Genomic DNA, 17,491 nt, shown 5'->3' on the forward strand with positions numbered 1-17,491 from the left:
CCGATGCTGTCCCAGTGAGCAACGACAACCTCCTGGGCATAGGCGGCTTCGCACTCCTGAGTGGCCTGTCCGTCCACGCCTTGCGGCACTACGACGAGGTCGGCCTCCTGCCTCCAGCCATGGTCGACCCGGACACGGGCTACCGCCGCTACCGACCGGACCAGGTCCAGCGCGCCCGGCTGATCGGCGCCCTGCGCAATGTCGACCTGCCGCTCGACGAAGTTCGCCAGGTCCTTGACGAGCCGGACCCCGTCATCCGCCAGGCCGTCCTGACCCGGCACCAGCAGGAGTTGTCCGAACGTGCTCGCATCCTGGCCCGCATGGTCCACACCGTGGACAACTTCATCGAACACGGAGTCGCTATGCCACAGGTGACCAGCCCGCGTATCGTCCAGGTGACCATCAACGTCCGCGATCTTGACGAGGCGAGAGCCTTCTACGAGCAAGCGTTTGCAGCGGAGTTCAACGAGGAGATCTCCTCCTTCCAGTTCGGGACCTGGCCCGGTGAGGAGTTCTTCCTGCTGACCGTCGCGCACGAGCCCAACCACCCCGGCCCCGCGGGTCCTTCACGGTTCGGCCTCCTGGTCGCCGACCTCGACACGGTCCACAAGCGGGCGCTTGACGCAGGCGCGTCCGAAGTCGAGCCCCCTGCCGACAGGCCCTGGAAGCCACGCTCTTCCTGCGTGGCCGACCCCAGCGGCAACCGCATCGACCTCTTCCAAAGCTGACACCTGCAACCGCCGGAGGAAAGGGACTGACGCCCTGACTGTCGGTCAAATGTCGAGGTCAAAGCCTGTTTCCGATCCCGAAACGGCAGGTCAGCCACAGGAAGCGGAAGAGGCGGAGAAGGGGCCCGTTCGCCGAACGGTCACCGTGACGGGAGTGAACGGAACACGCCGGAGCGCCTGGTGCATTTGGGACAGAAGCCCGGTTCTCCACGGTGGCATTGGCCCGGACGCGCCCCGCGCACCGCCCAGGCGATGTGTGGGCAACCTCTGTGCCGTTTGGCGAGTCACCTTGGATGACGGGGCTGGTATGCCATCCGCCGGGGGGATCATGGGGAAGGCAAAGAGCGCGGGCCGAGTGATGCTGCGGAAGCTGGGGTGGACGGCAGAGGACGACGTACCGAGGAGGTGGTGGCTGTTGGCAGAGGTCGGGGTGCTGTTTCTGGCGTGGCAGAACCACGCCCTGGGAGTGATGCCCAGCCGGTACGCGTTGCCCCTGGCCTGCCTGATGTCGGTGATCTACGGCGTCTCGTGGACGTCGAGACTCCGCAACTGGGTCCGACGCTTGCGGGGCAGCGGCATACACCGAAAAGATGTCGACTCACTGTGACGTTCTTGGCTTAGCTTGAACTACTGGCAGGTACGGGTTGGTTCAGGGATGCCTGGGGGACATCCCGGATGCCCGGGGTGTGTGGCCGTCGGCAGCATGAGCTTCATGAACTCTCAGTCGATTTCCCGACGTTCTGTGGCCCGTGGTTCTGTGGCCGGTGCCGTGCTGGTCGCGGCAGGAAGTGCGGCTTCCCGGGCGGCAGCGGGCTCCGCCAGGCCCCAGGATGACCCCGGCTTGGACACCGGCGCCTTACAGGCGGCGATCTCCGACCTCTCACATCCGCCGGCCATCTCCGCCCAACTACGTGCCGCCCACGGCACGGACCACTGGTACGGCACCACGGGCCAGGCCGACCTCACCACCGGGCGTGCCGCACGTCCCGACGACAAGTTCCGCGCGGGCAGCGTCACCAAGGCCTTCGTGGCCGCGGTCGTGCTCCAGCTGTGGGCAGAGCGCCGCGTGGAGCTGAACGCACCGATCGGGCGCTACCTTCCGGGGCTGCTCCCGTCCGACTTCGCTCGCATCACCGTCGCCCAACTCCTCAACCACACCAGCGGAATCCCCGACCACCAGGGCATCCCTGACACGAGCACGCCGGAGGCCGCCCTGAGGCACCGGTTCGACCGCTGGACGCCGCACGAGTGGGTTCGGACAGTGACGCACGGCCCGCTGAAGTTCCGCCCGGGCACCAAGCAGGAGTACCGGGGCATCAACTACGTACTCCTCGCCCTCCTCATCGAGAAGCTGACCGGACTGCGCTACGGCGAGGCGATCTGCTCCCGCGTCCTGCGACCGCTCGGCCTCGCGCGCACGCTGACACCGGGCGACGACCCCCGCCTGCACGGTCCGCATGTGCACGGCTATCTGCGGATGACCGACGGCTCCCTGCGCGACGCCACCGTCTACAACCCGTCCAGCACATGGGGCGAGGGCGAACTGGTCTCCACCGTCGACGATCTCTTCAGTTTCCAACAGGCCTTGTTCTCCGGCGACTTGCTGCCGCCCCGGGCGATGGAGAAGCTTTGCGCACTGCCCCCGGCCGAGGTCCGCATGCTGAAGGACGGCAGCCCTGCCCGCTACAGCATGGGCCTGCAGACGGCCACGGTGAACGGCGTGACGTTCTGGGGAAAGACCGGCGAGACGTACGGCTACCGCACCCGCGTGTTCTCCACCTTCGACCTCCGGCTCCGCTTCGTCCTTTCTTACACCCCGACCCCGTTGACCACGGACGAGGACATGATCAACCGGGTGGTCGCCGCACTCACCTCCTACAACTCTTGACCTTGCCCAAAGGGGAAGACTGAGTGTGTCTGTGGCGACCAGCTGTCGTGAGTTGCCCTGGTGGGTCGAGCCTGTGGCTCGGTAGCTCCGCCGCACTCCGAACGTCAAGACTCAAGCCATGGGCTCCGAGCGGTCCGACAGGACAGGATGGCGGCATGGAACGCGTGACGGGCATCGGTGGCATCTTCTTCCGTGCTAGTGACCCCGAGGCACTGGCCAGTTGGTATGAGACTCACCTCGGTGTAGGACGCCCACCGGATACCTACGATGAGCGGTCCTGGGAGACCGAGACTGGGCCAACTGTGTTCGCGCCGCTCCCGAGCGAATCGGAGCATTTCCGCACGCCCGGACAGCAGTGGGCGATCAACTTCCGGGTTCGCGATCTCGATGCCATGGTGGCTCAGCTGCGGGGCGCGGGCATCCAGGCCGATGTCCATGAGCAGGACTACCCCAATGGCCGGTTCGCCGAGCTCAGCGACCCGGAGGGCACCCCGATCCAGCTCTGGGAACCCGCCGGCGCGGACGCCGTATGAACGTCGGACTGTTGCTGCTTCATGGCGGATCGGTGATGGCGCCAAGTTCCCGTCGTGCCCGGCGAGCACGCCTCCTGACGGACCGGCACGCGTGAAGGGGGCCGGAGCCAATGCCAGTGGCTCCGGCCCCTCTCATCGCGACTGAAGCCGCACATTTCCGGTCCGCCCGGTTGCCCCTGTTGCGACACGACCACCATCCCGGAACCGCACCACCTCTGAAACGGCAGGACGCGGCAGCTCGGGGGCGAGGCGGGGGCGGCGTCCCCCCGGCGCGTGCCGGGCCGGGCCACGGCGATACGGGTCCGCGCTGGGGATGCCGACCGGAGCGGGGGTGGGAGCGTCAACTCCTGCGGCATCCCTTGCGCCAACGCTTGGGTGAGCCGATTCCGCGGGTCTCCCGTTGCCGCAGGTCAGGCTCCATGGTCGGTGGCTTCCGTTTGGGCTGACATCCCCTCTACGACACCCGACCGCCCCGAACAGCAGAAAGGAACGCCGTCGTCTGCCGGGCCGCGCAGAACCGGTCTCGCCCGGCGATCTACGCCGGGACGAGGACGGTAAGCCATTCCGCCTCACGTGCCCGGTACCCGTAACGATTCATCAGACCCGACACGATCGCCGGGACGTGGCCGGCTCCGTAGACGATGGCCACCCGGAGCGGCTCGTCGCCGCGCTCAGCGTGGATCTCGCCGAGCGCGGCGAGCAGCAGCTGGTCGCGCCGACCGGTCAACGCATGCTCCACAGGATCGTCGGCCATCATCTCCGCCCGCAGCGTCGACGGCAGATCCTCGACTACCAGGTCCTCATCGAGGAAGGCGCGCGGACCGCGCAGCGCGAACACCAGACCCATCACGGGAGCCGCGACCATGAGCAGCAAGTACATCCACCGCGGCAGTGCCTTCAGGTCCGCGATCACCTCTGCCGCGGTCACATCCGGGTTGATAACCGGCACATCCTCCGGAAGCAGCAGCTCCTCGCGCTGCTCCTGCAGGCCGTTGCGCCGACGCCGGGGGGCGAACCTGTACGCAAGCGTGAGGGCACTCACTCCGACCGAATTCCCTCGGACTCCCTCCATGACTATGAGGTCGCATTCCCTGAGCCTGATGCGGACCTGGGAGTAGAACGTCGGCGAAGCCACATGCAGCATCGGGAAGATCACGAATTCGAGTGGTGTCCCTGCCCGCCTCATGGTGAGCACAGCAGACCGGACGGCATACCCGGTCACCTCGATGATTTGCATGATTCCCCCGCGAGCCTCGCCCGGTATCCCCTGCCACGCGTACCAGGACACGAGCCCGCCCAGGGCCGCGGTTCCCTCCGGTACAAGCCGTGCCACCGGGCAGGGAGGATCGAGTACGAGATCCACCACGGCATCACGTGATCGAAGAACGCCTGGGCTGCCGCCCGGAAGGCCGCCGAGATCGAGCAGCGGCGTGCCCAAGGGCTGTCGGTTCAGTCGTCGGCCGGCGCCCTGTCGGAGGACCGGCGTGAGCAGTTGGAGGAGATCGCCCCGTCCCGGTGCACGACCACACCTGGCCCGTGGAGTGGCAGCGCGCCTTCCACCTCACCCGGCGACACCTTGAGCAGGGCGGCGAACTGCCCACCGAGCCGGGGTGGTCGTGCACCAGGGCGAGGACCTCGGACGCTGGGTGCGTGCCCAGCGCTTCGGGTGGGACGAACTCACCGGCGTACAGCAGTGGATGTGCGAGCACATCCTCGGCATCGAGCCCGCGGCCGAAGACGAGAAACCGAAGCCACGCCGCACACAGGCCGACAAGTGGGTGATGAACCTGGCGGCGGCCACCCAGCTCTACGAACGCGAGGGCCACCTCCGGGTGCCGCGCAAGCACGTCGAGTCGATCGCGTCCGGCAGCGACGGCGAGGACCAAGAAGAGCGGCCGATCAAGCTCGGCGCCTGGATCGGCAACCAACGCAGCCGAGCCGCGACGCTCTCACCGGAGCGGATGGAGCAGCTGTCCGCGCTCGGGGTGCGCTGGGCGTAGAGCAACCTCACGCCAAGCAACCGCTGCACCCGGCCGCCGTCCGGCTGGCCGGGCGGGCGAAATACGCGCGGGTTGCCTGTAGCGCTCGGTCGGCGCTCTCAGCGGTGCCGACGTCTTGGAGCGGTCGAACCCGCATCCTTCACAGCAGCAGGGCTATCGGGTCTTGCTGGCGCCGCCGTTGATGTTGAGGACTTGGCCCGTGATGTGGCGGGCGGCCGGAGAGGCGAGGAAGGAGACGGCGCCGGCGATGTCGGCCGGGGTGCCGGGACGGCGGGTGGCGGTGGCGGCGATGAGGGTGGCGCGGCGTTCGTCGGAGAGCTGGTCGCGGAAGAACTCGGTGTCGGTGATGTAGCCGGGCGAGACCACGTTGGCGGTGATGTCGCGGGGTCCGAGGGCGTCGGCAAGGCTCAGGTTCCAGGTGGCGAGGCCCGCCTTGGATGCGCCGTACGAGTCGGCTCCCTGGTCGGCCGCGATGGAGCCGAGGTGTACCACCGCGCCGCCCGGGGCGAGGCGGTCGTCGAGGGCCTTGGTGGTGAGGGCTGCGCTGACGAGGTTCGCGTCGAGGTTGGCTCGGAAGTCGCGGGCGTAGGAGGCGAGGTCGGTCTTGCCGTCGGCGTCGAAGACGATGTTGCCGCCCGCGTTGTTGACCAGTACGTCGACGCGCTCGGGGAGTTCGGCCACGAGCCGGAGGAGGGCCTGGGGGTCGGTGTGGTCGCAGACCAGGGGGCGAACGCCGGTTTCTGCCGCGAGGTCGTCAAGGGGGCCGGGGCGACGGCCGGTGACGATGACGGTCTCGTTCTGGTCGGCGAAGTGACGGGCGATGGCGCGGCCGATGCCCGTGCCGCCGCCGGTGACCAGGATCGTGCGTGACATACGATGAGCCCCTAAATTCAGGTCTAAATTTAGAGCTAAACGTAACATTGGAGAGGGCCGGCATGGCAAGTGAACCCCTCACGCCGAAGAGCATGAGCTACCCGACGGACGGCGCGTCCACGTACCCCGTGCAGGACATCGCGGCCTCCTGGGAGCGCGAGCGGCCCGGCACGCCCGTCGCCTCGATCGGGATCGTCACGCCCATCTGGCGGCTGGCGAAGCTGCTCGGCGACGACCGGCGGCGGGTCCTCGCGCGGGCCGGGGTCGATGCCGCGACCCTCGACCTGCTGAGTGTTCTGCGGCGGAGCGGCAAGCCGTACACGCTGAGCACACGCGAACTCGGCCGGCGGTCACTGGTCACCGCGGGCGCCATCTCGCAGCGCGTCGCCCGCGCCGAAAGCGACGGGCTCGTCACCCGCCGGCCCGGACAAGGGCGGCCGCGCACGGTCCTGGTCTGCCTGACCCAGGCCGGACACGACCTGGTCGAGACCACCGTCGACCACGTTCTGGGCCGGGAGGCCGAGCTGATCGACGGCCTGACGGGCGAGCAGCAGAGCCAGCTCACCGAGCTGCTCCAGGTGCTGCTCCAGGATGTTCAGCGTCGGCTCGGCGGCGACCGCATCTCCCATGTCGGCGAGGAGTGACAGGCGTACTGCAGGGCGGCCCGTGCCCCCGCCGAAGACCTCGTACGTCTGCGCTCCTGGCGTACTGCTCCCCGTCGTCACGTAACGCGGCGGCGGCGCAGGCCGGCGAAGCTACATCCAGGCCACAGGTCGGTGCCGAAACCCTTGCAAATCCCGCCTCCCTCAACGCAGTTGAGGGAGGCGCCGTCCGAGTACAACGACTTGAACCAGCGCGCTCCGGCGCCGGTGAACTCGGGGGCCATGGGGGTACGGGCGTGGGTCATTTGGCGATCTCTCGCATGAGTTGTTGCAGGAACGCGGGCGTGCCCTCCGGCGGCAGCGCGGACGCCGTGAGGGCGTTTGAACTTCAGGGTGAACCGCCCGACTTCGCGTGGCTCGTCGGAGACCGACGTGGCGCTCCACGCGTTGTCCACCTGCACCGAGGTTGGCATTCCGGCATCAAGGTGCAGGATGCGAGCCGCAAGGACCGCGCAGCCTCAGATCCGTTGGTGCGGACGGCTGCCTGCGGGTCGCCGCTCAGATCGTGTTCAGCGCCCTTTGCCTGCCCACCCGGGTGTCCCCCTTTGATCAGCATCACGGGCAGAATGGACTCGTGCCGCCTCTCACCCAGACCCGTTTCCGGCTACCTCGTGGCGCCCGAGCCGACGCCGCACTGGCTATGGGGACGTTCGCGTTGGTGGCGATCGCCGAGGGGCAGCGGCTGCACAGCGGCGAGGGCTCGATGCCCTCGCTGATCGTGTCCTGGCTGCTGATCTTCGCGGTGTGCGGCGCGCTGTTGTTCCGGCGCCGGTGCCCGGCGACGGTGGGCTGGTTCACGGCGCTGGCCACCGGGTGCTACTACGTGCTCAGTACCGTCGACGGGCCGTTGGTCCTGGTCCCGATCGTGGCGCTGTACGCCATCGCGGCCCAGGGCCGGATGCAGTTGGCCGTCGCCATTGCGTCGGCGATGGTGATCGGCGTCGGCGTGGGCGCCCTCATGCCCAACAGCGATGTCACCGGTACGGCGGTGTTCATGCTCAGCGGCTGGCTGGTTGCCGTCGTGGCCCTCGGCAGCGTGCGGCACGGTCGCGTGGCGTACGCAGAGGAGGAGGCGCGGCTGCGGGCCACCGAGGAGCGGCTGCGCATCGCCCGCGAGTTGCACGATGTGATCGGGCACAACATTTCGATGATCAACGTGCAGTCGGGTGCGGCCCTGCACCGGCTGAAGAAGGACCCTGCGCAGGCCGAGGCGGCGCTGAGCGCCATCAAGGCGGGCAGTCGGGAGACCTTGCAGGAACTGCGGGCCACCCTCGAGGTGCTCCGCCGGGTTGACGAGGATGCGCCCAGGGCACCCGCGCCGGGTCTGGCCCGGGCGGACGCGCTGGTGGCCTCGGCGAAGCTCGCGGGGCTCACGGTGCGGATCGAGCGGACTGGGGCTGAGCGCGCGTTGCCTGCCCAAGTCGACCTGGCCGCGTACCGGATCGTGCAGGAGTCGTTGACCAATGCGGTCCGGCACAGCGGCGCCGGACATGTCATGATCCGGCTCGCCTACGGGGATCGGGAGCTGACTGTGGCCGTCGAGGACGACGGCCGGGGTCCGGCAGCCCGCCCGGCCAGGCCGGGCGGCGGCAGTGGCATTGCCGGGATGAAGGAGCGGGCGCGGGCACTGGGGGGCGAGCTGGCCGCGGGCCCCCGGCCGGAAAGCGGGTTCGCGGTGCGGGCCCGGCTACCGTACGGGATCACAGGAGAGCGATGGAGCGGAGCAGCCGATGATCAGGGTCCTGCTGGCGGATGACCACTGGCTGGTGAGGGCCGGGTTCCGGTCGGTCCTGGACGACGAGGACGACATCGAGGTGGTGGGGGAGGCCGCGGACGGGCAAGCCGCGGTCTCAGCCTGTCGCGAGCTGAAGCCGGACGTAGTCCTGATGGACATCCGGATGCCGGGGATGGACGGTCTGGAAGCCACGCAGGTGATCACGGGGGATGCGCAGCTGGCGGCAGTGAAGGTGGTCATCCTGACGACCTTCGATCTGGACGACTACGTGTACGGGGCGCTGCGCGCCGGGGCGACCGGATTTCTGGTGAAGGACACCGAGCCGGAGGAACTGCTGCACGCGGTGCGGGTCGCCGACCGGGGCGATGCCTTGATCAGTCCCTCGGTCACCCGGCGGCTCATCGCCGAGTTCGCGACCCGGGTGAAACGCCCACGGCCGGATCCCCGGCTCGATGTGCTCACCGACCGGGAGCGCGAGGTCATGGGGCTGGTGGCCGCGGGGCTGACGAACGACGAGATCGCCGAGCGGCTGGTGCTGCAAATGTCGACGGCGAAGACGCACGTCAGCCGCATCCTGACGAAGCTGGGGGCACGGGACAGGTCACAGGTCGTGGTGCTGGCGTACGAGTCGGGAATGGTCAGCCCCGGCTGGCTGGAGGACTAGGCAGGCCGGGTCCTCACCTGGCTGGCCGCGGGCCCGCAGGCGTCGTACTGCCCCCGGGGTACCGCTTACGTATACCCACTGGGGTATGCCCTGTGTCATCCCGAGACTGACGATTCAACCGCGTCGCGCGTGCACCACCAAGGGCATGAACGCACCCCCTCCTCGGACAGGCCACGGAGGCCGGCTGCATGCCGGCGGCCCCGGAGTGTCGGCGTGACCGGGGTCGCCGCTGCAGCGTGGTCAGGCGTTTCTTCCGCCCGGGTCGCGGTCCTTGCCGTACGCCGCTCCCCGCATCAGTCACCGGAGCTGCAGTCTGACGGCGCTCTTCCGGCGGACGCCCTGCGATGACGCGCTGACCGCGCGCTGCAGACAGCAGGCGTCCAGCGAATCCAGCCCGCGCCACCTGCGGACTGCCCCCACATGGCCGTGGGGAGCTCACTGCCGGCGAGCCGGCTGCCGAGCATGCTTCAGCCGAAGTTCCCGGACGCCTCGACCATCCGGGCCCGCCCCGCCCAGGTCAGCAGCCGAGACGACACCGGACCAGCCAGTGATCTTCCCCCGCCAATCCGGGCTGGTGAGCCTGGCCTGACCCGATTGACCGTCCGCCCGTGGGCACCGTCCTACCTCTGGGGTACCGCGTCGCTTACATCCGCTGGGGTACGCCTGGTGTCGTCCCGGGACTGACGATTTCGGCCTGGTCGCGCGTGCACGATCAAAGGCATGAACGCACCCCACTCTTCCGGACGGGTCACGACTGCGCTCGTCGGCGCTCTCGTCGGAGCTGCCGCCGGCATTCTGCTGGTCTCGGCCGCCGGGGCCCTGGCCTTGGAGATCGACGGCCTGTTCGCAGGCCTGGCGATCGGCGTACCTGCCCTGTGCGGCGCCGTGGTGGGCGCGTTCCTCATGCCCGGCAACTCACGCTCGAATCCGAGGTAGTCACCATGTCTCCCAACCGCGGCGCACCCGCGCCCGTTGCCCCGCCTGCACCACCCGGCCGGCGAGCTAAAGCGCGCGTCGGCCGGTTCGGCGCCCTGGCCGGCTGGGCACAGCGTCACCGCTGGGCCGCCCTGCTGCTCTGGGTGGCCGTCCTGGCCGCCGTCACGTTGGGCTCGACGGCCGCCGGCGCCGCGTACAAGAACAACTTCGCGCTGCCGGGCACCGACTCGCAGAGGGCCACCGACCTGTTCACGAAGCACGGTTCGAGCCAGGCCGGGGACAGTGTCGAGATCGTCCTCAAGGACACCCGCGGCATCGACCAGCCCAAGGCCGCCGTGGAGAAGATGCTGGCCACGGTCGAGCAGCTGCCGGGCGTCGCCGAGGTACGCAGTCCCTACGTCGACGCCGCTGCCGTGTCCAAGGACGGCACGATCGGCTACGCCACCGTCACGCTCGACGGCAAGGCCGAGGCCGTGCCGAAGGAGGACGTCGCCAAGATCATCGAAACCGCCCAGGCCGTCGAGTCAGGCAGTCTTCAGGTCGAGCTCGGTGGCGAGGCCGCGCGCGGCGCCCAGGAGAAGGAAGCCCCGACCGCGGAACTGGCCGGCATCGCGGCCGCTGTGATCATCCTCGGGCTGCTCTTCGGCTCCCTGGTCGCGGCCGCCGTGCCGCTGATCACCGCTCTCTTCGCGGTCGGCTCGGCCCTCGGTCTGATCGTTCTTGCCTCGCATGTCTTCACCATTGCCGATTTCACGCCGCCCATCACGATGCTCGTCGGGCTCGGCGTCGGCATCGACTATGCCTTGCTGATCTTCTACCGCTACCGGCAGGAACTCACCGACGGTGCCGAGCCGGCCGAGGCCGGCCGCAAGGCCCTGGACGCCGCCGGCCGTACGGTGTTCTTCGCCGGCTGCACCGTGATCATCGCCCTGCTGGGGCTGGTCGCGCTCGGCCTCGGCTCGCTGCAGGGGGTGGCCCTTTCCCTGGCGCTGACCGTGCTGACCACCATGGCCGCCTCGCTGGTCCTGCTGCCCGCACTGCTTGCGATCTTCGGCAAGCGCATCCAGCGCCATGTGCTCAAGCATGCGGCCAAGAGCGAGGCCAAGGGCAAGGCCGAAGGCCGCCGTTGGAGGGCCCTGGCCTCGGCGGTACAGCGTCGGCCGTTGCCGGCTCTGGTGGCCGCCACCATCGTCCTGCTGGCGCTGTCCGCACCGGCTCTGGGTATGCGGCTCGGCTTCGCCGACGCGGGCAACGATCCGAAGGCCACGACGTCCCGGCAGGCGTACGACCTGCTCGCCGAGGGCTTCGGCCCGGGCTTCAACGGTCCGCTGATCGTCCTCGCGCAAGGAGACGCGGCAGCCGGCAAGACCGTGTCGTCCGCACTGGCCAAGACCGAGGGGGTGGCCGCGGCCAGCCCCGCGGTGCCCTCCAAGGACGGTGCCCTGTCCACTGTGTTCGTGTACCCGACGACGGCACCGCAGGCCAAGGGCACTGCCGACCTGGTACACCACCTGCGCGAGGACGTGGCCCCGAAACTCGAGCAGGACACCGGTGCCAATGTCCTGGTCGGCGGCGCCGTCGCAGGCTCCCAGGACTTCTCGGAGACCGTCTCCAAGCGGATGCCGCTCTTCATCGCCGTCGTGGTCGGGCTGTCCTCCCTGCTCCTGATGATGGTCTTCCGGTCGATCCTGATCCCCCTCAAGGCAGCGCTGCTGAACCTGATCTCGATCGCCGCCGCGCTCGGCGCCATGACCATGGTGTTCCAGCACGGTTTGTTCGGGGTGCAGCCGGGCCCGATCGAAGCCTTCCTCCCCGTGCTGATCTTCGCGATCGTGTTCGGGCTCTCCATGGACTACGAGGTGTTCCTCGTCGGGCGAATGCACGAGGAGTGGGAACACACGAAGGACCATTCCCTCGCGGTACGGGAAGGACTGGCCTCCACCGGCAAGGTGATCACGGCGGCAGGCGCCATCATGATCGTGGTGTTCGGTGCCTTCATGCTGAGCGCCGACCGGATGCTCCAACAGTTCGGCCTGGGCCTCGCGGTGGCGATCCTGATGGACGCGCTGGTCATCCGCTGCCTGATGGTCCCGGCCCTCATGCAGCTGATGGGCAAGTGGGCCTGGTGGCTGCCCGCCCCTCTCGCCCGATGGCTGCCCAAGGTGACACTCGAAGCCCCTGCCGACAGCCCACCAGCGGCCAAGGAGATCGCCGCTCCTTGATCGGGAGGTTCCGCTGATCGCCGCTGCACGCTGATCATGCGGCGCCAGGGCCACGCGCTGGGCTCGGCTGGACACCCGCCCGAGCTCAGCGCGTGGACGCAATTGTGCACAGCTGAAACCGGGCGCCGCTCCCGGCGCCCCCGGGCATCGGGGTAAGAGCGGCAGCGTCGTCGGGCGAGCTCCCCGCCGTCGCGCTCGTATGCGATCACGTGTCACGCGGAGCGTGCCCTGCACCAGGCGCCCATCACAGGAGGACGGTCGCGTATGGCTATCACAGGCCGACACATCACCACCATCGCCAAGGTCATCGCCCCCTGGCTGTTGCGCCCACTGCCGCTCGAGCAGTTCCGCGACCGTGGCGGCCCCGCGCGACACGATGCAGTTGTGCCCGGCTCGCACGCCGTGGCTGCACGAATCGGCTCGCACACGCCACGGGGTGGTGCGGCTGTGGTGGTGCCCATCGACGGACGACACGTGCCCCGCGCTCTCGCGGCCACCACCCAGGCGGAGGTGGCCGCTTCTCTGGTCGGCGCCGCTGCCTTGCATGTGGGTTGGGCCAAGAGAGTCGACGCTGTCCGGCAAACGGTGAGCGACTACGCACTCGACGAGGATGCCAACAAGGTCTTTACCGCCACTGTGGCGTGCTTGTCGGTTGCATCGATGTCGCTCCTCGCCTCGGTGGTGCGTTCCCGGTTCCCTGTGGGGATTGCGCCGACGGCGCTGCTGGGGACGTGGTGCGCTGGACTTGCGCTGTGTGCCGCCTTCAGGACCGACCCGATCGACAGTCCCCCCACGGTGGACGGCGTGGTGCACCGCTGTGCCTGTGCCGTCGCGGTAGCGGCGCTGCCGTCTGCCGGGCTGCTCGTCGCGCGGCGGACAGGTCGCCTGCCTGCCTTGAAGTCAACGGCCCGCGCGCTGCGGGTGATGTCCTGGGCAAGCACCGCGGCCGGTGCGGTGTTCCTGGGCACGCATGTGTGCGCCCAGGCCCCGGCTATCCCAGCTGCCCGCTCGATCGGCAACCGGCATGGTCTTGCCGAGCGGGTGCCCCTCGCCTTGGAGCTGGGCGTGCTGTGCACACTCGCCGGCACGGTACGAGTCGGTCAGGCACGCACGTGACCTGGCTCGCGATCACACTGGCGGTGCTGAACTCCTGGCTCTTCGCCGAGGGGGCGCGGCTGCAGCACAGCGCGTGCGCAGGTTCGCTGCCGCTGGCCTCCGCGTGCCGTGAACCCCGCTGGCTCGCCGGTCTCGCTCTGATCGCCACGGGGGCAGGGCTCCAGGTCGCCGCGCTGCAGCTGGCGCCAGTGACGGTGGTGCAGCCGGCCGGGGTGCTGGGGATCGCGGGGAGCGTTGCCTGGCGGCTCAGGATGCGGGGCACGTGGCCGGGCCCGCGCGTCGCTGGTGCCTTGGTGGCGATCGTTGTCGGGGCCGGTGCCTTCGCGGTGCTCGCCGCCGCGCACACCGTGCCCACCCCGATCACCACCGTCGCGCAGATCCAGGCTGGGGTGGCGGTCGGTGCCGTAGCGCTCACCTGCCATCTGGCCGCGAGGGTGCTCGGCGGGCGGGGCCGGTGTCTGGTGCTGAGCGTGGGCGCGGGCGCCACCTACGGTTACGCGTCGGTTCTGGGCCGGGCCGCGATCGAGCACTACTTCGACAAGGGCCTGACCTTCGGCCTGCTCGGCACGCTCGCCGGTGCCATTGCGGCGGTCCTCACCGGGTTCGGGCTGCTGCAGCGTGCCTATGCCGACGGGCCGCCGGAAACCACCACGGCGAGCGTCACCATCACCGATCCGATGGTCGCCGTCGTGATCGGTGTCGCACTGCTGGGGGAGGCCCCCGCGCTGACGGCGTCGATAGCCGGGTCGGCACTGGCCTGCGCCGCCTTGGCGGTGGCCGGTGTGATCGCCCTCTCCCGTGACCTGCACGCCGCTGTCCCCCCTCACGCCCCTCCCGCGCCAGTTGCCCACCCTCCTGCTCAGGAGCCCCGCATGTCCTTTCCTCCCCGACGACGCATCGTCATCGCCGCGGATACCTACCCACCGGACGTGAACGGCGCCGCGAACTTCGCCCACCGCCTGACTTCAGGTCTTGCCGGCCGGGGCCACGATGTCCATGTCATCTGCCCCGCGCCGCATGCCGGTGCCCGGGAGGTCACGGCCGATGGTGTGACCGTGCACCGGCTTGTCTCGCACCGCACTCCGTTCTATCCCGTCTTCCGGGTCTGTCTGCGCTGGCAGATCCGCACACGGGTCACCGAGCTCCTGAACGAGCTGGCGCCCGACGTAGTCCATGCGCAGTCGCACTTGTCCGTGGGCCGCACCGTGATCTCCGCTGCCCGCGCCCAGGGGACCCCGGTCGTGGCCACCAACCACTTCATGCCGGAGAACCTGATCGGCTTCACCCGCTTGCCCGGCAGACTCGCCGCATCCGCCTGCGCATGGGCCTGGCGTGATCTGGCGCGTGTCTTTCGCCACGCGCAGATCGTCACCGCTCCCACCCCCCGCGCCGCGCGCCTGCTGCCAGAGCGTGAGCTGGGCCTCACTGCGCTGGCGGTGTCGTGCGGTCTGGATCTCGCCCGGTTCGCCCAGCCCACCAGGCCCAAGTCCGATGACACTCTGCGGGTGTTGTTCGTGGGGAGGCTGGATGCGAAGAAGAACGTGCATGAGCTGCTGCGCGCCGTGGCACTGCTACCCGCTCATCACAGGGTCCAGGCTGAGATCGTCGGTGACGGCTCCTGCCGCACCGAGCTGCAGACCCTGACCCGCAAGCTGTGCATCACCGACCGGGTCACCTTTCACGGGCTGGCCGGCGACCAGGAGGTTCTCGAGGCGTACGCCCGCTGTGATGTGTTTTGTATGCCAGGCACGGCCGAATTGCAGAGCCTGGTCACCATGGAGGCCATGGCCGCCGGCAAGCCAGTGGTTGCCGCCGCTGCTATGGCACTGCCCCACCTGGTGCATCACGGGCATAACGGCCAGCTCTATCCTCCCGGTGACATCCCGGCCCTGACCGCAGCTCTCGCCTCTGTCCTGGCAGATGCCGAGGAGCGGGTGCGGATGGGCGAGGCAAGCCGCACCCTCATCGCCGAGCACGACATCACCCATACTCTGACCGCTTTCGAGGGTCTCTATGAGCAGGCGGCGCGAGTCCTGCGCGGCCTTCCCACGCCCGCCTCCCTGCCACCGCTCCCCCGGACCCGCATGGATACGCAGCGCGGTTCTGATCGTTGATGAGGAACCGAGGAGGGCTGTACTGCCGCCGCCGCTCTTCGTCGTGGCCACCGGGCACCCTCGGGGTAGTCACCCGACGACGGTCGTTCTCCTGCTGACGGTGGCCCACTGGTACTGAGGTACCAGTGGGCCCTCGAAGTGTCGCCCGCGGTCCCAGTGATTCGGCCTTTCCCGCCCGTAGTTTCGAAAGCAGAGGTCACGGCCCTTTCGTGACCGGTAGCGAAGCGAGAAGGAGTGACCTCGGTGATCGAAGCGCGAGAGCTGACCAAGCGCTACGGCGACAAGGCGGCCGTGGATCGTCTGAGCTTCACCGTCAAACCTGGTGAGGTGACCGGATTCCTCGGCCCCAACGGCGCAGGCAAGTCGACGACCATGCGCATGATCGTCGGCCTGGACGCCCCTACCGCGGGCTCGGTCACCATCAAGGGGCGCGCCTACGCGAAGCACCCGGCGCCGCTGTACGAGATCGGCACTCTGCTCGAGGCAAAGTCCGTCCACCCGGGGCGCAGCGCGCGCGGCCATCTGATGGCGCTGGCACACACGCACGGCATCGCGCGCCGCCGGGTGGACGAGGTGATCGAGCTGGCCGGGCTGACCAGTGTGGCGGGCAAGCGGGTGGGTGCCTTCTCTCTCGGCATGGGGCAGCGGCTCGGCATTGCCGCAGCGCTCCTTGGCGATCCGGACATCCTCATGCTGGACGAGCCGGTCAACGGCCTGGACCCGGAGGGCGTGCTGTGGGTGCGCAACCTTCTTCGCGGGCTGGCCGACGAAGGCCGGGCGGTGATGCTCTCCTCCCACCTGATGAGCGAGATGGCGCTGATCGCCGACCACTTGGTCGTCGTCGGCCGCGGACGGCTACTCGCGGACACCACGCTGGACGACTTCACGCAGACGGCCGGCGGAGGTGGCGTGAAGGTCGTCACCGACCAGGCGGCGCGGCTGCGCCCGCTGCTGGAAGGCCCGGATGTGGTGATCACCTCCGACTCCGCCGAGGAATTGGTGATCTCCGGGCGCACCGCCCGGGAGATCGGAATGGTCGCCGCCTCGCACGGGGTGCCGCTGTATGAGCTGACCCCGCAGGCCGTCTCCCTGGAGACGGCCTTCATGGACCTCACCCGCGACGCCGTGGAGTACCACAGCGCACCCGCCGACAACGCGGACACTGACCGAAAGGCGGCATGATGACTACCTCCTCTCTTTCCGTGGCACCTGCCGCCGCGACGCCGGTGCGCAAGGTGACGCCCCGCGGGGTACTGCGCTCGGAGTGGGCCAAGTTCTGGTCGTTGCGCTCCAGCTGGATCACCCTGACTGCCTCCGTGGTCGTGCTGCTCGTCTTCGGGTCAATCGCTGCCTTCACATACAGCCCTCCCACGGGAGCGGACTCCGGCCCGTCCATGTCCGACGGCTCCACCGACGCGGTCAGCCTGGCGCTGATGGGCTCACCGTTCGTGTCGCTGATCGTGGGCTCGCTCGGAGTGCTGCTGTTCGCGGGCGAATACAGCACGGGCATGATCCGCTCCACGCTCGCCGCGGTCCCCCGGCGGCTGCCGGTGCTGTTCTCCAAGAGTGCCGTGGTGGCGCTGCTGGTGCTGGTCCTCACCACGATCGGCGCACTGGTGGCATTCCAGCTGGGCGCGATCGGCCTGGACGGCGAGAAGATCTCCCTGTCGCTGGGGGATGACGGTGTGCTGCGCAGCCTGCTCGGTGCCGGGGTCTACCTGGCTCTCGTGGCGGTGTTCGGTGTGGCTCTGGGCGCGCTGCTGCGCTCTTCTGCCGGGGGTATCGCCTCCCTGCTCGGCATCCTGCTGATCCTGCCCAATCTGACCTCGCTGCTGCCCGACTCGCTGGCCGACGCGCTCGAGCCGTACTTCCCCAGCACGGCTGGAGAGGCCATGTTCTCCCTGCACCGGTCGGCCGACTCCCTCTCGCCCGGTGCCGGATTCGCGGTCTTCGCCGGCTGGGTGGCCCTCGCACTCGCCGCGGCGGCCATCCGGCTGAAGCGGACCGATGCCTGAGCAGC

General features: G+C 69.1%; 16 protein-coding genes. 14 read left to right on the forward strand and 2 right to left on the reverse strand.

Annotated elements, in window-relative coordinates:
* Positions 1 to 14: 14 nt before the first annotated feature.
* The 4 genes from ACGFNK_RS18710 (at position 15) to ACGFNK_RS18725 (ending at position 3,149) form a co-directional block, all read left to right on the forward strand.
* Positions 15 to 728, forward strand: a complete 714-nt coding sequence (locus ACGFNK_RS18710; RefSeq protein WP_393417126.1) for a MerR family transcriptional regulator — start codon at positions 15 to 17, stop codon at positions 726 to 728.
* Positions 729 to 1,056: 328 nt separating this feature from the next.
* Positions 1,057 to 1,335, forward strand: a complete 279-nt coding sequence (locus ACGFNK_RS18715; protein WP_393417128.1) for a hypothetical protein — start codon at positions 1,057 to 1,059, stop codon at positions 1,333 to 1,335.
* A 105-nt stretch (positions 1,336 to 1,440) separates the two neighbouring features.
* Positions 1,441 to 2,616 carry a serine hydrolase domain-containing protein gene (locus ACGFNK_RS18720; RefSeq protein WP_393417130.1) on the forward strand — a complete coding sequence of 392 codons (1,176 nt, stop codon included), beginning with the start codon at positions 1,441 to 1,443 and terminating at the stop codon, positions 2,614 to 2,616.
* 155 nt (positions 2,617 to 2,771) lie between these two features.
* Positions 2,772 to 3,149 carry a VOC family protein gene (locus tag ACGFNK_RS18725; protein WP_393417132.1) on the forward strand — a complete coding sequence of 126 codons (378 nt, stop codon included), beginning with the start codon at positions 2,772 to 2,774 and terminating at the stop codon, positions 3,147 to 3,149.
* Positions 3,150 to 3,684: 535 nt separating this feature from the next.
* Here the strand turns inward: ACGFNK_RS18725 and ACGFNK_RS18730 are convergent.
* The gene (locus ACGFNK_RS18730) at positions 3,685 to 4,386 is read right to left on the reverse strand and encodes a hypothetical protein (RefSeq protein WP_393417134.1); all 702 of its coding nucleotides are present in this window, start codon (positions 4,384 to 4,386) and stop codon (positions 3,685 to 3,687) included.
* A gap of 373 nt (positions 4,387 to 4,759) precedes the next feature.
* Here ACGFNK_RS18730 and ACGFNK_RS18735 point away from each other — a divergent pair, with 373 nt between their 5' ends.
* Positions 4,760 to 5,149, forward strand: coding sequence for a helicase associated domain-containing protein (locus ACGFNK_RS18735; protein WP_393417136.1), 390 nt, complete (start codon positions 4,760 to 4,762; stop codon positions 5,147 to 5,149).
* Between the two features lie 153 nt (positions 5,150 to 5,302).
* Here ACGFNK_RS18735 and ACGFNK_RS18740 read toward each other — a convergent pair whose 3' ends face one another.
* Positions 5,303 to 6,022 carry an SDR family NAD(P)-dependent oxidoreductase gene (locus ACGFNK_RS18740; protein WP_393417138.1) on the reverse strand — a complete coding sequence of 240 codons (720 nt, stop codon included), beginning with the start codon at positions 6,020 to 6,022 and terminating at the stop codon, positions 5,303 to 5,305.
* Positions 6,023 to 6,114: 92 nt separating this feature from the next.
* Between ACGFNK_RS18740 and ACGFNK_RS18745 the strand changes: the two genes are divergently transcribed.
* From ACGFNK_RS18745 to ACGFNK_RS18785, 9 genes are all read left to right on the forward strand, one after another.
* The gene (locus tag ACGFNK_RS18745; RefSeq protein ID WP_393417676.1) at positions 6,115 to 6,666 is read left to right on the forward strand and encodes a MarR family winged helix-turn-helix transcriptional regulator; all 552 of its coding nucleotides are present in this window, start codon (positions 6,115 to 6,117) and stop codon (positions 6,664 to 6,666) included.
* Positions 6,667 to 7,258: 592 nt separating this feature from the next.
* Positions 7,259 to 8,440 carry a sensor histidine kinase gene (locus tag ACGFNK_RS18750; protein ID WP_393417140.1) on the forward strand — a complete coding sequence of 394 codons (1,182 nt, stop codon included), beginning with the start codon at positions 7,259 to 7,261 and terminating at the stop codon, positions 8,438 to 8,440.
* The gene (locus tag ACGFNK_RS18755) at positions 8,415 to 9,083 is read left to right on the forward strand and encodes a response regulator (protein WP_393417142.1); all 669 of its coding nucleotides are present in this window, start codon (positions 8,415 to 8,417) and stop codon (positions 9,081 to 9,083) included. Before ACGFNK_RS18750 ends, ACGFNK_RS18755 begins: the two co-directional genes overlap by 26 nt.
* 720 nt (positions 9,084 to 9,803) lie before the next feature.
* The gene (locus ACGFNK_RS18760) at positions 9,804 to 10,019 is read left to right on the forward strand and encodes a hypothetical protein (protein WP_393417144.1); all 216 of its coding nucleotides are present in this window, start codon (positions 9,804 to 9,806) and stop codon (positions 10,017 to 10,019) included.
* A 5-nt stretch (positions 10,020 to 10,024) separates the two neighbouring features.
* Positions 10,025 to 12,241, forward strand: coding sequence for an MMPL family transporter (locus ACGFNK_RS18765; protein WP_393417146.1), 2,217 nt, complete (start codon positions 10,025 to 10,027; stop codon positions 12,239 to 12,241).
* 264 nt (positions 12,242 to 12,505) lie between these two features.
* Positions 12,506 to 13,357, forward strand: a complete 852-nt coding sequence (locus ACGFNK_RS18770; protein WP_393417148.1) for a DUF998 domain-containing protein — start codon at positions 12,506 to 12,508, stop codon at positions 13,355 to 13,357.
* Complete coding sequence (locus ACGFNK_RS18775) at positions 13,354 to 15,471, forward strand: glycosyltransferase (protein ID WP_393417150.1); 2,118 nt, start codon at positions 13,354 to 13,356, stop codon at positions 15,469 to 15,471. Before ACGFNK_RS18770 ends, ACGFNK_RS18775 begins: the two co-directional genes overlap by 4 nt.
* Positions 15,472 to 15,714: 243 nt before the next feature.
* Entirely contained in the window at positions 15,715 to 16,653 is a 939-nt protein-coding gene (locus ACGFNK_RS18780) for an ABC transporter ATP-binding protein (protein ID WP_393417152.1), read from the forward strand.
* A complete protein-coding gene (locus ACGFNK_RS18785) occupies positions 16,653 to 17,486 on the forward strand; it encodes an ABC transporter permease (protein WP_393417154.1) in 834 nt (277 codons plus the stop codon). The genes ACGFNK_RS18780 and ACGFNK_RS18785 overlap by 1 nt, the downstream gene beginning before the upstream one ends.
* Positions 17,487 to 17,491 lie beyond the last annotated feature (5 nt).

Origin of the sequence: Streptomyces sp. NPDC048825 (assembly GCF_043198355.1) — a bacterium.
Lineage (GTDB): Bacteria > Actinomycetota > Actinomycetes > Streptomycetales > Streptomycetaceae > Streptomyces > Streptomyces xiangluensis.

Bases quoted from the DNA above. Each gene is read 5' to 3' on its own strand.
- ACGFNK_RS18715 (WP_393417128.1), top strand. From the start codon at position 1,057: ATGGGGAAGGCAAAGAGCGCGGGCCGAGTGATGCTGCGGAAGCTGGGG.
- ACGFNK_RS18720 (WP_393417130.1), top strand. From the start codon at position 1,441: ATGAACTCTCAGTCGATTTCCCGACGTTCTGTGGCCCGTGGTTCTGTG.
- ACGFNK_RS18725 (WP_393417132.1), top strand. From the start codon at position 2,772: ATGGAACGCGTGACGGGCATCGGTGGCATCTTCTTCCGTGCTAGTGAC.
- ACGFNK_RS18730 (WP_393417134.1), bottom strand. From the start codon at position 4,386: ATGCAAATCATCGAGGTGACCGGGTATGCCGTCCGGTCTGCTGTGCTC.
- ACGFNK_RS18740 (WP_393417138.1), bottom strand. From the start codon at position 6,022: ATGTCACGCACGATCCTGGTCACCGGCGGCGGCACGGGCATCGGCCGC.
- ACGFNK_RS18745 (WP_393417676.1), top strand. From the start codon at position 6,115: ATGAGCTACCCGACGGACGGCGCGTCCACGTACCCCGTGCAGGACATC.
- ACGFNK_RS18755 (WP_393417142.1), top strand. From the start codon at position 8,415: ATGATCAGGGTCCTGCTGGCGGATGACCACTGGCTGGTGAGGGCCGGG.
- ACGFNK_RS18760 (WP_393417144.1), top strand. From the start codon at position 9,804: ATGAACGCACCCCACTCTTCCGGACGGGTCACGACTGCGCTCGTCGGC.
- ACGFNK_RS18765 (WP_393417146.1), top strand. From the start codon at position 10,025: ATGTCTCCCAACCGCGGCGCACCCGCGCCCGTTGCCCCGCCTGCACCA.
- ACGFNK_RS18770 (WP_393417148.1), top strand. From the start codon at position 12,506: ATGGCTATCACAGGCCGACACATCACCACCATCGCCAAGGTCATCGCC.
- ACGFNK_RS18785 (WP_393417154.1), top strand. From the start codon at position 16,653: ATGACTACCTCCTCTCTTTCCGTGGCACCTGCCGCCGCGACGCCGGTG.